General features: G+C 45.5%; 12 protein-coding genes. 4 read left to right on the top strand and 8 right to left on the bottom strand.

All coding sequences use genetic code 11. From position 1 onward, the window contains the following. Positions 1-9 precede the first annotated feature (9 nt). From A4R26_RS22870 to A4R26_RS22895, 6 genes are all read right to left on the bottom strand, one after another. Positions 10-594: an HD domain-containing protein gene (locus tag A4R26_RS22870; protein ID WP_081168848.1), complete on the bottom strand. Its 585-nt coding sequence runs from the start codon at positions 592-594 to the stop codon at positions 10-12. Positions 595-730: 136 nt separating this feature from the next. Next, positions 731-1,567, bottom strand: coding sequence for an endonuclease/exonuclease/phosphatase family protein (locus tag A4R26_RS22875; protein WP_081168849.1), 837 nt, complete (start codon positions 1,565-1,567; stop codon positions 731-733). Between the two features lie 157 nt (positions 1,568-1,724). Further along, the gene (locus tag A4R26_RS22880) at positions 1,725-3,512 is read right to left on the bottom strand and encodes a RagB/SusD family nutrient uptake outer membrane protein (protein WP_081168850.1); all 1,788 of its coding nucleotides are present in this window, start codon (positions 3,510-3,512) and stop codon (positions 1,725-1,727) included. A gap of 83 nt (positions 3,513-3,595) precedes the next feature. Further along, on the bottom strand, positions 3,596-6,880 hold the full coding sequence (locus tag A4R26_RS22885; RefSeq protein WP_081168851.1) for a SusC/RagA family TonB-linked outer membrane protein: 3,285 nt from the start codon (positions 6,878-6,880) through the stop codon (positions 3,596-3,598). A gap of 133 nt (positions 6,881-7,013) precedes the next feature. Continuing rightward, positions 7,014-8,069: a FecR family protein gene (locus tag A4R26_RS22890; protein ID WP_081168852.1), complete on the bottom strand. Its 1,056-nt coding sequence runs from the start codon at positions 8,067-8,069 to the stop codon at positions 7,014-7,016. 262 nt (positions 8,070-8,331) lie between these two features. Next, positions 8,332-8,901 (bottom strand): RNA polymerase sigma factor, encoded by a 570-nt coding sequence (locus A4R26_RS22895; protein WP_165760382.1) that lies wholly within the window; start codon positions 8,899-8,901, stop codon positions 8,332-8,334. Positions 8,902-9,094: 193 nt separating this feature from the next. Between A4R26_RS22895 and A4R26_RS22900 the strand changes: the two genes are divergently transcribed. After that, positions 9,095-9,718 (top strand): phosphatase PAP2 family protein, encoded by a 624-nt coding sequence (locus A4R26_RS22900; RefSeq protein WP_081168854.1) that lies wholly within the window; start codon positions 9,095-9,097, stop codon positions 9,716-9,718. Between the two features lie 150 nt (positions 9,719-9,868). Beyond that, the gene (locus A4R26_RS22905; protein WP_081168855.1) at positions 9,869-11,611 is read left to right on the top strand and encodes an ArnT family glycosyltransferase; all 1,743 of its coding nucleotides are present in this window, start codon (positions 9,869-9,871) and stop codon (positions 11,609-11,611) included. Here A4R26_RS22905 and A4R26_RS22910 read toward each other — a convergent pair. Together A4R26_RS22910 and A4R26_RS22915 are read right to left on the bottom strand one after the other, a co-directional pair. Next, complete coding sequence (locus A4R26_RS22910) at positions 11,578-12,303, bottom strand: esterase family protein (RefSeq protein ID WP_081168856.1); 726 nt, start codon at positions 12,301-12,303, stop codon at positions 11,578-11,580. The genes A4R26_RS22905 and A4R26_RS22910 overlap by 34 nt on opposite strands. Positions 12,304-12,347: 44 nt before the next feature. Next, positions 12,348-12,953 carry a GDSL-type esterase/lipase family protein gene (locus A4R26_RS22915; protein WP_081168857.1) on the bottom strand — a complete coding sequence of 202 codons (606 nt, stop codon included), beginning with the start codon at positions 12,951-12,953 and terminating at the stop codon, positions 12,348-12,350. Positions 12,954-13,631: 678 nt separating this feature from the next. Here A4R26_RS22915 and A4R26_RS22920 point away from each other — a divergent pair. Both A4R26_RS22920 and A4R26_RS22925 read left to right on the top strand, forming a co-directional pair. Next, positions 13,632-13,946 (top strand): RNA polymerase sigma factor, encoded by a 315-nt coding sequence (locus tag A4R26_RS22920; RefSeq protein WP_165760383.1) that lies wholly within the window; start codon positions 13,632-13,634, stop codon positions 13,944-13,946. Continuing rightward, complete coding sequence (locus tag A4R26_RS22925) at positions 13,933-14,241, top strand: RNA polymerase sigma factor (RefSeq protein ID WP_081168859.1); 309 nt, start codon at positions 13,933-13,935, stop codon at positions 14,239-14,241. Before A4R26_RS22920 ends, A4R26_RS22925 begins: the two co-directional genes overlap by 14 nt. Positions 14,242-14,263: the final 22 nt, after the last annotated feature.

The raw sequence follows: 14,263 nt of genomic DNA on the forward strand, positions 1-14,263 counted from the left end.
ACTGCTGTTTTATAAATTTGAGTTATTCAGTTCCAGGTGCCTGATGATCATTGCCCGGTATTCTTCCAGGTCGCCGGTGCCAAGATGTTCTACCTTGGCCATATCGTCCCAATGCCTCATTTTTATGATAAGCGGGAACAGCGGATGCGCTTCAAATGCAACGGCTTCATCGGTCATCATGGGGCCGCCCTGGTACGCCAGTGTTTTCTTACTGGCCTCCGACAACCGGTCATAGTATAAAGGATCTTTGCAGGTGAGGTATCGCTTTGCTTCCACATGCGATTCAACGAGGCGGGCCAGCCGTTTTGTAAATCCTTTTTCGTGCAGGTAACCGGCTCCCACTTCTTCATGATCCTTTATTCCCCAGCCATCCATGCCATTATTCTCCTGAGCTGCCACACAAATATGCCCAATGTCATGCAGGAACGCAGCCAATATCACTTCTTCATCGTACCCCTCCGCCGCTGCCAGCCTTGCCGCCTGCACCATATGTTCAAGTTGCGTCACTTTTTCGCCGGCATATTCAGAACCGCCGTATTGTTCATACAACTGAATGATCTCATTGGCGATGGTTGTTGCCCGACTGTTGTTCATGCGTACGTGTTTTGTAAACCATCGAAATTATAGGTGTACTGTAAAGCAATAGTTAGGGCTATCTTATCAAAACATTAAAAAAAAGAAAAGGCCCTTCGCCTGCTGACGAAGGGCCCATACATGTAATATCGATATTTTACAGGCTGATCACAGCGAGTATCGGATAGTGATCAGATGGAAATTTGCCATGGTAGTGATCTGACAATACACCCCATTTCTGTGCTTTGAATGGTGCGGTCACAAAAATATGATCGATGATCTCAGTTTTTTGTAAGGAGGCGCCAAAGCTGTTGAACGAACCGTTATTGGCATACGGATGGGCCACCTGTTTATAGGTATCCTTCAGCCAGCCCGATCCTTCGAGGCTTTTATACCATTCACTTTCATGGCTGCCGTTTAAATCGCCCGTGAACACAACCGGATCATTACCTGCGATCTCTTTTATCTTTTTCAGAATAAGCAGGCTGCTTTCACGGCGCGCTTCAACACCCTGGTGATCGTAATGCACGTTGAAGAAATAAAATTTCTTTTTTGATCGCTTGTCCTGCAGCTGCACCCACGAGCAAATGCGGTTCAAACGGGCATCCCAGCCGGGGCCTGGTTTTTCGGGTGTGGACGACAACCAGAAATTACCACTCTTCAGTAAATTAAATTTAGCCGTTTTGTAAAAGATGGCGGAATGTTCGCCTTTGGCCTGGCCATCCTCACGGCCGGCGCCAAAGAATGCATATTCGGGCAATGTTCTTTTGATATCATCGAGCTGGTTCCTTAGTCCTTCCTGGGTGCCCAGTACATCGAAATCGTGAAACCGGATCAACGAGGCCACTATTGGCGCCCGGTTCACCCACAGGTTACCGCTGTCGCGGGGATTATCGTACCGCAAATTAAATGATCCAACAATAAACGACTGGCCCTGTACTATGGCCAGGCAGAAAAACGCAATCGTTAACAGGGAAACTTTCTTCAATACCATATTCAATAATGTTATTAGTTACGAAAATAAGACGCGCCACGCACAACACAAGAAATTAGCGATTTCGTTTTTTTTTGATCTTGAGATTTATCAGAAGGCTCCCCTACATTAAATCTTAAAATCCCTAAATCCCTAAATCTCAAAATCAGCAATAGTCTTACCACCATGGATTTTGATCCAGCGCCTGATTTACCAAAATGTCGTTCTGGGGTATTGGATATAAATACATTTTCTTACTGTCAAATACCCTGCTAATATTTTTTAGCCAGGTGAGCTCACCATAGGTATCGTTCGACAAACGTTGCGGATTGGGAGTAGAACCGTTCAGGGTGGCATTTACATTCACATAAGTTACCCCCTTTATTGTTGGCGATGGCATTGTTTTATAAAAACATACATCCGGCGTACCATCACCGTTCAGGTCCATAGGCACATCCAATGCAGGCACATAAAACCCATTCCAGGGCATGGTAAGCAGTTCACCTTTCTTCCAGCGTACCAGGTCATAAAAGCGGAAGCCTTCCCAGGCGAGTTCTACGCCTCTCTCGCGGCGTATTTCCAGCAGCACAGGGTCGCTGATGTCTCCGAAATAAGTGTTCTTCAAATAAGGATCAACAACCGTTGGCAATGTAGTAAGGCCACCGGTTATGCCTGCCCGTGCGCGTAACGCACCAACCGTTTTTGCCCAGTCCGCATCCTGCATGGTACCCAGTTCGGCCAATGCTTCGGCATAGTTCAGCAACACTTCGGCATACCTGATAATGCAGATGGAATTATCATTAACGGTACCGCCATCATATTTTACATCATCGAGACACCACTTGATGGGCTGGTAACCGGTGTAGGTATAGGAGAAAACCGGCGGTGCCGCTTCCAGCGAATTCCCGTTCACCCGTTTGTAATCGCCCATACGAATGGTTTGCTGTAATCTCCTGTCGCGGTTCTTTACCTCGTCAACGAACGTCATGGTCTTATAACCGGCGTTATCAGTGAAGGGCGTGCCATCTATATTAAGATAAGTGTTTACGAAACTGCGGGCGAAGCTCAGGCGGGCGCCATAAGTGGCGCTGGTCCAGTACCAGTTGGCATCGTTCAGCACACTCAGCGAAGCATCGCAGATATTACTCAGGATCACTTCAGTGGCAACAGGCGCTTTGCTGGTGAACAACTGGCGGTATGAACTGGCAGAACCGCCTGAAGTATTCAAATTAAAACCGCCTTCATCCATCACTTTTTTGGCCGCGGTTGCCGCTTCCGTCAACCACTTATCGGCGGTTTCTCCCAGTCCTGCTGCCAATGAATCCTGGTGGTATTTGCGGAAGGTGCCTTCAAACAAACAAACACGCGATTTGAACGCATAAGCAACATATTTTGTTATCAGGCTGCGGGTGGGATCGTTTATCGTAATGTTATTGCAGGCATAGTTCAGGTCTTCCAGCACCGAATCCATCACCAGCGCGCGGCTATCGCGGGGTTTGTACAGATCGGGATCGTCGATGCTCATGGCTTTGTTGTACCAGGGCACTTTACCAAAACGTTTTACTTTATCGAAATAGAACCATGCCCTGAAAAAGCGGGCCAGGCCAATATAATTTCTTTTGATTTCATCAGACACCAGCGGACTGTTACAATTCTGGATAAAGTAGTTGATGTTGCGCAGGTGCTCCCAGTTCCAGCCCGAACCCTGCACAGGCCCATAACCGTTTGCGGTTAAAAATTCAGGTATGGATGTACGTGCGGCAAAATCGCACATTTCATCGCCGCGAACGATAGCGCCTGCCGTTGGCAGTATGTTATTGTAAAATGAATTGGTATATAATTGCAGGCCGCGCTCACTGCCGAATATAGCCGATTTGGTGGCAGTAGCTTCCGGCTCCTGATCGAGTTTTTTGCAACCGGAGGCTGCTGCCATTGCCAGTGCCGCTATCAATAATATATGTTTCATAATAATTTTTGTTTGAAGCCAGCGGCCAGTGATGAGTGACGCATTAAGGACCCATTCACCATTGACCATTGACCATTCACCAATTAGAATGTCAATGACAAACCGAACGTTATCGTTTTCAGGATCGGGTAGTTATTCCCGTTCCCGCTGTTGTTACTGTTTTGATCGTTGCTGGTAGGCGGGTTGGTGATCATATCTGACCGGCGGATGTTCTCCACATCGAGGTCTTTCGTAATTCTGTAGAATGGCGTCCAGCTCCACAGGTTTTCACCCGATACATATACCCGCGCATTGCTCAGGCTTATTTTATGTATCAGTTGAGCCGGCAGGTTATAACCAACCTGGATATTTTTTAACCTTATATAAGCCACATTTTGCAGGTAACGGGTTTGCACTACGTTCAATGAACGGCCGCTGCCCTGCGCTATGTAACCGCGCAGTCTTGGAAAATAAGCCTGGGGGTTATCTGTTTCATTCCACATTTTATCGAGATGCGATTTGGGCAGTTTGTTATAAGGGCGGTTATACATACCCCAGAATACATCCGACTCGGCGCCCGGCCACCAGTCCTGTTTCAGTACACCCTGGAAGAAGGCGGAAACAAAGACGCCATTCCAGCCCACATCGAACGATGTGCCAAAAGTATAACGCGGCAATGCATTACCGATAACGCGCAGGTCACCGCTGCTGTCTACCCGGTTCAGGCCATTGTTGATGACCTTATCGCCATTCACATCCCTGAACTTTACATCACCAACCCGGGTGGTTCCGCTGGTAGACGATTTAATAAGGGTTTGCATTCCAGCTTCGTTGATATTGTCTGCTGTAAACAATCCATCGGTTGTATACCCCCATATCTCCCCCACTTTCTGACCTACATAAAAATCTGACAGCATTTTGGTATCGTTATTATAACGGGTGATCTCCGACGTGTAATCGCCCATCACCACCCGGGCGCCATAGGAGAACGGCTTACCGGCTACCGTTAGTTTATCGCGCCAGCTCAGTGACAGTTCCCAGCCGGTTGTTTTCATATCGGCATAGTTGCCTTTGGGCACGGCGCCGCCAAATACAGCCGGCAATGTTTTACCAGTAGTGAACATATCGGTGGTCTTGCGCACATAATAGTCGCCGGTGAATTGCAACCGGCCCGATAACAGCGACAGGTCTACGCCAATATCACTGGTGGTAGCGGTTTCCCAGGTAAGGCCGTCGGGCAGTACCGCAGGGCTGGTAGTATACGAATACTTTACGCCACTGAGCAGGCGGTTCGACTGATAAGGCAGGAACTGCTCCTGGAATGCATATGAGCTGATGTTTCCATTACCAAGCGAACCATAGGAACCCCTGATCTTGACATCAGAAACAATATTCCGCGGAACATTCCAGAAAGGTTCGTTCGACAAACGCCATCCGGCGGATACTGAAGGAAAGAATGCATACCGTTCACTGGAAGGGAATTTCGAAGAACCGTCGTACCGGCCGTTCACTTCAACCAGGTAGCGATCTTTAAACCCATAGTTCAAACGAAAAAAGCCACCTGCAATATCCCATCTTTCCCAGCCGCCTGCTGTTGTAACGGATTGACCGAGTGCGAGGTTGATATCCCGGGCATCTTCATAAATAAGCCCGTTGCGTAAAGTAGTCAACCGTTTTGTAGTGGATTGCTCAAAGTTAAAACCAGCCATTGCCTTTACTGAATGCGCATTGCCTAAACGCGTTTCATATTCTCCATACAGGTTGGTGGCAATGTACTGGGTTTGGCGATACATATTTTGCAGATCGTTTGTATTGGCGCCAACATATTGCACAATACCAGGTTTCAATGTATAGGGAACCGGCACGCGGATCTGCGTGGTATTGCTGTCGAGGTTCAGAATGGTGATATCCCCTTTTACCCTTAATTTATCTTTCAGGAATGAAGCGGTGAAGGAAGTTGTATTTCTAAAGATGCGTTTGTCGATATCAATTCCGTTTTTGCCATAATAAAAATCGCCTACCGTGTAAGCTGCCGACCATGATAAATACCCATCGGGGTTTACGAGTGGCGCCATCATGTGGCCTTCATCGGCGATATTACGCCAGATACCGCCCCCCTCGCCCACGTTGAGCGGGTTGTGGTATTTCATGGTTGAATAATCGGTATTGTTGTCGATGCGTAACCACGGCAATACCTGCATGGTTCCTTTTGCCCTGATGTTATAGATCTTGTAATCGTCGGAGTTGTAACGGAACACACCTTCCTGCCCGTAATACCGGCCGGTTAAATAAAAGCTGGCTTTGTCGGTGCTTCCCGTAAATGACAGGTTGTGCTCCATAGCGCCGTTGTGCTTTTTGTATAAGAGATCGTACCAGTCGGTGTTCTCATAGTATACATATTCGCCATTGGCATTTATATCTACTTTGGGCAGGCTGGGATCTTGATCCCTCCGCTCAAATTCGGCGAGATAAGCCTGGGAGAACTTTACCGTTTTGTTTACGTTCTGCGGCGTTTGCGAATAGTCGTTCCAGGCGGTCCATGCCTCGTTGAAATATTTGGCAAACTGGTAACCGTTGGTCACCATATCGGGCACGGTAGTGGGTTTTTTAATGGAATAGCCTGAAGAATAGGTAATACTGCTTTTTCCTTTTACGGGCGATTTGGTGGTGATAAGCACTACGCCAAAAGCGCCGCGGGCGCCATAAATAGCGGCAGAAGCGGCATCTTTCAATACCGTTACCGTAGCCACATCATTGGGGTTTATCATACTGGGATCGCCTTCAACGCCATCTATCAGTACCAGCGCGTTCCCACCCTGGCCAATGGAAGTATTACCACGAATGTTCATTGCAGGCGCCTGAATGGGTTTACCATCATACATCACGATGTTGAGGTTGGGGATCAATCCCTGTAAGCCCTGGTTGAGGTTGGGAACCGATCGGTTTTCAAGCTCTTCCCCGCTCACCTGGTCAACCGCACCGGTGAGGTTGACCTTCTTTTGCGAACCATACCCTACGATCACTACATCGTTCATCACGTTCGAAACGGGTTCCAGTTTAATGGAAAGGGTGATCATTTCCCCTTTTTTGTAGTTATAACCCGTGAGCACCCTGCGCTCATATCCTACATAGGTAAACGTGAAGGTATAGGAACCTTCCGCTTCGAGACTGTTCACTACGAATGTGCCCGTGCCATCGGTTTGCACAGCCCTTTTAAACTTCGATCTTTTGTTTTCGATCTGAACGGTTACCCCCGCCATGGGTTCTGCCGTTTCATTTTTGACGATCCCTTTTACGGCAGGCTGAATTTCCTGCGCCAAACCGGGCAACGCCAGGAGCAGCCATAATAAACAACTGACCCATTTTGCATTTTGGTACATGTGTTGCATAACCAGCGTATTTTGATTTTGTATTACAGTTTATAGTTTGTTCACAGGATGGCATAAGGATATCGATCCCTGTTAGCAGGGTATAACATTAAAGCATTGTACTTGCTATACTGAATTTTCCGGTCAGGGCCTGTTATTGGTTATAGAGAAACAGGTAAACAGATCCTTGTTTGGATAAGTGTAAATTGTTCAACCCGGCTATGGTGCTCAGCAATTCATCTGGTGATTCACTTTTGATATGGGCGCCGGTAAATTTCCTGTTTGCCAGGTGTTTTGATTCTATATTTATTTTAACCTGGTACAGACTTTCTATTTTACTAAAAACCTGTTGCAGGGGTGCGTTCGTAAACTCGATCACTTCTTCGTTCTCGTTAATGGTTAGCCCGCGATGACTGGCGGGTTTACTTACAGGTACATCCGCTTTTGCATGCAGCTCGATCTCCCTGCCGGTGTTTTCAAAAAAGCATTCGTCGCCCGGGTTCAAATAAACAGGCCCGGCTGTTTTTTTAAGGTTCTTCACCACTACCCTGCCACTTATCAGTTTCACGCCAGATCTTGTTTTGTTACCATAAGCGGTGATATCGAAAACCGTACCCAGGGCTGTTGTTGAAAAATTACCGGTATATACGGTAAAAGGTTTTGTTTTATCCTTCGCTACCTTGAACAGGGCTTTGCCATGCAATACCAGGTCGCGCTTATTGCCGGTAAATGGCTGATCGCATTCAACGATACTGTTCCTGTATAACGTGACCACCGATCCGTCAGTGAGCGTATAAATGGCAGGCCGGTCGCTTTTGTTTATGTACTTCTTTTTTTCGTTCTCCTTTGTCTTCTCTGCGGGCCTTATGATAGTCACAACCTGAACGTCATTCTTCTTTACCGGTTTTACCAGCTGGTAAATAAACGATGCGGCGGTAAGGAATAAAACAGCCGCAGCAGCTGTTCGCAGCCATGTTTTCCAGCGTATTACCCGGCCGGTACTTTTTTGTTTCCGGATAGCCGCATACCAGGTGTCGCTTTGTTTTTTATCGATAACGCCATTGGATTCATATGCATCCCACTCTTCCTCATTCAGCAGCTCGTCGAGGGCCTGCGGATGCTTCAAAAGGTATTCATACACCTGCCCGGCTTCTTCCCTGCTGCATTTATTTACAATGAATTTTACCAGTAAAGCTTTCGTTACTTCCATTTTATTCTTTTCGTCTGCTGTTGATAATAATTACGTTTTCAGGATGCGTTTACACCCACGCGTAACAATTAGTTAATATTAATGATTAAGATCGGCGATGATGGAGTTGACAGGATGTGCAGGAGCCAGTTATTCAGTTATTCAGTTTTTCAGTTATTCAGTTGTTCAGTTGTTCAGTTCGTAATCTTCTGCTATTGGCACAACTGAATAACTCATGAACTGAATAACTCATGAACTTCCATTGTCGATTGTCGACTTCTAATCAATAATGCTCCAATATTGCAACGAGTAGAATAACTGAAATCCCCGCATTCTTCTTTATCTCCCTGATCGCCCGGTTCACCTGGTTCTCTACCGTTTTTTTCGAAATCGACAAATGCCCGGCTATTTCCCCGTTCGACATTCCTTCAAGCCGGTAAGCGACGATCTGGCGCTGCATGGGCGGTAAATGATACAAACTTTCCTTCACCAGTTCCCAATGGTGTTCAGCCTGTGGTTTGGTTTCTTCGTCTGCCACATCGAACCGGGTTACGTTATCGATTGAAACAAGCCTGTTGGCGGCTTTTTTGCGCAGTACATCGATCAAAGTGGTTTTTGAAATGCGGAATAATTGTTGGGAGAATGGCAATTGTGTATTCAGGCTTTCGCGGTACTGCCACAGTTTTATATAAGTAAGCTGCACCAGTTCTTCACTTACATCTTCAGAGCGCGTCTTTTGAAGAAAATAGAAATACAATTTTTCATGGTACTGCCGGTACGCCAATAGAAATGCCTTCTCACAACCCGACCGGATGTCAGTTATCAGTACCAAATCCGAGTTCATACCACTCATGGGCATGCAAGTTATATTACATTGAAGGCATGATCAGATTAACTGATTGTTAAGAAAAATGTAAGACCAACGATTATTATCGAATTACCCCACCATTTTGTTTGCACCAACGCAGATCATCATGTACAATTAATACACTGGTAAAAGTAACATCACATGCCCAAATTAATTTTAACACTAAAATTTACCAGCAATGTATTTGTTCGAGTGGTTCGATCAGATCGACAAGATCGCATTTACCTTTATCCATCGCGATATGAGCGCCCGCTGGCTCGATGCCATCATGTTACTCATGCGCAACCAGTACACCTGGATCCCATTGTATGTGTTCATGCTCATTTGGACATTGCGGCTTGAAAGATCAACCGGTTTGAAATTTATTTGTTTAACTATCCTGTGTTTCGCTATAACCGATTACACCAGCTCAGGCATGCTTAAATTACATTTCGAAAGGCTGCGTCCCTGTTATGATGAAGACCTTACCACTGTTGTACGGGGCATCATTGGGTGTGGCGGTAAATATTCATTTCCCTCTTCACATGCCGCCAATCATTTTGGGCTGGCCACATTCTGGTTCCTCACCATTACTCATATAACCCGGCAAAAATGGTACTGGTTATGGTTGTGGGCCTTTTTGATCGGACTGGCGCAGGTTTATGTTGGCAAACATTTCCCATTCGATATCGTTGCCGGCGCCTCGTTAGGTATTATTACCGGTTTAACCATGTATAAATTATTTGACGCATGGAGTAAACGGGATTATGACAGGAACTCAAAGAATAATGTAATTTTACAACAAGAAGCTTTGGGAATATAGGGAATTTCGAGATTTCGGATTTTGAAATTTTGAGATTTGTCAAAAAGGCAAAGACCAAATGAAATCTCAAAATCCCTACATCTAAAAATCCCTACATCTAAAATCAGAAATTGAGCCCGTACTTCCTGCTTTTGCTGCTTAATAAATAGTATGACGCTACTTTTACCGGCCGGTCAAAATAAAAAACCTTCACTCTTCTCCTGGCTAACTATCATTGGTGTGATCATAAATGCCAGCGGTTTATTCCTGCCCGTTCTTGAACCGGATGGTGCGCTGTATGCCACTATTTCCAAAACCATGGCGCTTTCCGGCGACTATGTGAATTTGATGGTAGAGGGAAATGACTGGCTCGATAAACCACATTTCCCTTTCTGGATAACCGCCTTTAGTTTCAACCTGTTCGGCATAAATGCTTTTGCCTATAAATTTCCTGCACTGCTCTTCTGGCTGGCGGGCGCTTATTATACCTACGCATTCACCTGCAAACTATATAACAAACAAACGGCGCAATGGGCTGTGCTCATTTATATCTCTGCTGAACACCTGATCCTTTCCAACAACGATGTACGGGCAGAACCCTACTTAACGGGACTAATGATCGGCTCGGCCTATTATTTTTACCTGGCATACCGTAACAATAAATGGAAACATTATATAGCCGGTTCCCTATTGCTGGCCTTCGCCATTATGACCAAGGGTATTTTCATAGCCTGTATGGTAATGGCCGGTTTTGTTATAGACTGGATCGTAAAAAAGGAATGGAAACAATTCTTCAATTATCGCTGGTGGCTGAGCATGGTATTGGTGCTGATCTTTATATTGCCCGAACTGATCACGTTGTATTTACAGTTCGACAGGCATCCGGAGAAATTGGTATTCGGGCAACACAATGTATCTGGCATCAGATTCTTTTTTTGGGATAGCCAGTTCGGCCGTTTCTTCAACACCGGCCCAATAAAAGGCTCGGGCGATAAACTGTTCTATGTGCATACACTGCTCTGGGCTTTTCTTCCCTGGTCGATCATCCTGTTCCTGCTGGTAGCATCGTCGCTCAAAAAATTCAACACCGCATTTTCCACAACAGGTAACTATATCTGTAGCGGCATAGCCCTTGCAGGGTTCCTCGTGTTCTCCCTGTCGCGTTTTCAGCTGCCACATTACCTGAATATCCTGTACCCGTTCTTCGCTGTTATAGTTGCCCACTGGTTGTTTCATTTAACAAACAAACCCCTGATCAAAACGATCGTTTATTGTCAGCATGTTTTGTTCTTCCTGCTTTTTGCAGCCTGTACCGGTCTCCTGTTTCTGGCAGACCTTCCCTATAAAATACCGGCCATTGTATTACTGGCGGTTTTGGCGTTTGTGCTGCTGCGGCTTTTTCGCGGTAATGCCATGCAACACATCATTGCCCGCTCGTTCGGGGTTATAATGGTGGTAAACCTGTTCTTAAACACGTTGTTCTATCCCGTATTGTTTCAGTACCAGTCGGGCAACGAGGCGGCTGCTTTCCTGAATCCCCAACCCGGAAAGGTTTATATGTTCACAGATGTATCGTCGGAATATGCTTTTCAATTCTATTACCGGGGCGGTATTCAACGCATCGACACCCGGTTCCTCGATTCTCTTCAAAATGACATAACCGTGTATACCTCGCGGGAAAAGATCAATTCGCTGAAGCAAATGGGCTATTCGGCTAGTGTAACGCTGGAATTGCCGCATTTTCATATCAGCCAGCTTACCGGCAAATTTCTCAACAGCGATACCAGGGAACAGGCCATCGATCATTTTGTGATCGCCGTTATACGGCCGGGTTTGCTGGCCGGCGGCGGGTCACTCTTCAGGAGCCCTCCGGAAGCGGCTCACAAATACAACTGCACCATCTTGCGCCAGTGATACGGCCGGTGCGCTTCATCGTCCCAGATAAAAAATGAATGGGAAATGTTCTTAGTGGTAAGTACGGCGCTCAAATGTTTGTTATTGTCGTAAAAGGGATCTTCCCTGCCCACCACCAGGGAAATGGTTTGCTTGCGGATCTGATCGAGCACCGTATTGTCGGTTAAATTGGGCATGTACATACTGGGCATGTTGTAGTAGATATTCTCATCGATATACCCGTTGAACAGATCGGGAAAGGTATTGGCAGAAAGCGTAAGATCGAAGCGGGCGCTCATAGCTACTACTTTATTAAAAAATTCGGGGTATTTGAAAGCGATATTGACAGCATGATATCCACCAAGGCTGCAGCCGGCGGCGATCAGTTTGGTGAAATTGGTTCTGAACATGATCAATGGAAGCACTTCCTGAAGAATATAGCGTTCGTATTGCAGATGGCGGGCAATTTTATCGGCAGGCGGCACATGCGCATAAAAACTTTCCGCATCAACACTGTCAACACAAAACAACTGCAAAAGCCCCTTGTCGATTTTATCCTGCAACACATGAACGATCTTCCAGTTCTCATAATCATAAAAGCGCGCGGTGCGGGTTGGGAAAAAAAGCACCGACGGGCCGGAATGACCAAAAACAAGCAGTTCCATATGCCTGTACAACGAAGGACTAAACCACTTATAATATTTCCTGGTCATTTACTCTAGACAGGCGAAAACCCAAAAAAGATGTTATCCGCCTGTTACGAAATTTTAAAGCTTTTGGCAAAATGATCGAGCAACAGTTCTTTCCATAAAAGATACCCCTTTTTGCTCAAATGCAAACCATCCGCTTCATATAATTCTTTTACCGGCTGTCCATTGGCGTTCAACATGTGATCGAAAATATTCAGGAAATGCTGTTTGCCATTCGTTTTTTCGATTGCTGCTTTTATGAGCTCATTGGTATAACGAACCTGTTCTCCGAGGTTCCAGCGGGTTAGGCTGGGCTTTATAGAAATGTACGTCAACGGTACATCGGGAAAGCGTTTTTGCAAGCAAGCCTGGAACTGGCAGAAGAAAAGAAATACTTCTTCCGGCGTACGGCCATCGCCGAGATCGTTTTCACCGGCATAACAAACAAAATGTTTGGGTGCATAAGGCTGCATAATGCGATCGAAGAACCACACACAGGCAGCCAGGGTAGAGCCGCCGAAACCAAGATTAACCGGGCGAAGCAGTTTCAGGTCATCATACATGCCATCCCATAACCTGATAGATGAACTGCCATAAAATATGGTTTCAGGCGTGTACGGTAATGTGCCGCTTACTGCTTCCAGTTTTTTAACATCGTTTTCGTACCAGATCATTTTTCAATACTTATAATCTATTAACCAATGAAGCGGTATTTCCGGCCATAGCCGTATTTTTTTGGATAGGGTGCGGAAATTCCGCGTCGAAATTACAGTAATTACCAATTGCATGGGAATAATGATGTTAACCCCCATAATAAACTGATAACCTTGCTGTAACATTCAGGTAGCATGCCCGCGATGGTTTTGATAAAAACCGGTGAAAGCAATTATCCGACACTATAAGGCTGATCCTGTTTTCCGGAGTTACTGCTGATCCTGTTCGTTTGCAGCGGCCTTTATCATAAGATATACAACACTACTGGCCAAAGAACGCGATCTGTTTGAAACAGCTACAACGGTGATCATGAGTGGAAAATAATATCAAATGTGCCACACCTTCGAGGTGTGGCACATTTCAGCTTAGATCCCTTTAATCCTATTGCAGGTATACGTTAAGCTAACCGCGCCCAGGCATTGAAATCCTACATATAAGTATTATAACTTAGATGATAAATTAATGCGAACGATTGTTTGCATTTAAAAGATTTATTGGCTAATCTTGCGTCGCAAAACCTTATTCTTCCCCCCAAAGTTCGTGTAACTCTTCTGCGTGTAAGCAACGTTACCGAGAGATGATATCTTTCGGGTATCATTTTTTATCCCCTGAACCGGGCTATATTAAACTGAATGCAAATGCATATCACGAACGATCTTCTTGCTCGAATAAATGATAATGACCCAGCGGCGTATAAGGAGTTATATGAAATAACTTTTACTCCACTTACGGTATTCGCGTACCGGATGACCGATAATGAAGATGAATCGGAAGATATTGCCATTGCTGCTTTTACCAGGCTGCTGAGTAAAAATCTCATATTCGAGGCCGTTGAGCAGTTAAAGGCCTATTTATATATTTCCGTAAGGAACAGTGCGCTCAATTATTTACGGGTAGCAAAGAAAGAAGACCCCCCTGAGGAAAAAACTGCAGGAAGAATTGCCAACCGTTGAGGAACCGGCCATTATAAAGAAATATGAAATTGAATATTTACGCAGGCTGATCGATCTGGCGCTGGGTAAATTGAAACTGGAAAAGCAGTGTGAATCGGTGATCAGGCTGACCATGAAGAATATGGAGAATGCTGAGATTGCTAAAACGCTGAATATTAGTATGAACCAGGTATATACGCAAAAATCGAAAGGTTTGAAGGCGTTAAAAAAGTTCATGGAAGAGAACGGCGATAAATATGATATTCCCGTCGTAGTTCTACTATTAGCCCTCCTCTTCAAGATATGTTTTGGATAACAGTAAAAAAAATGTTCTGCAA

This window comes from Niastella populi, from assembly GCF_002078015.1.
Lineage (GTDB): Bacteria > Bacteroidota > Bacteroidia > Chitinophagales > Chitinophagaceae > Niastella > Niastella populi.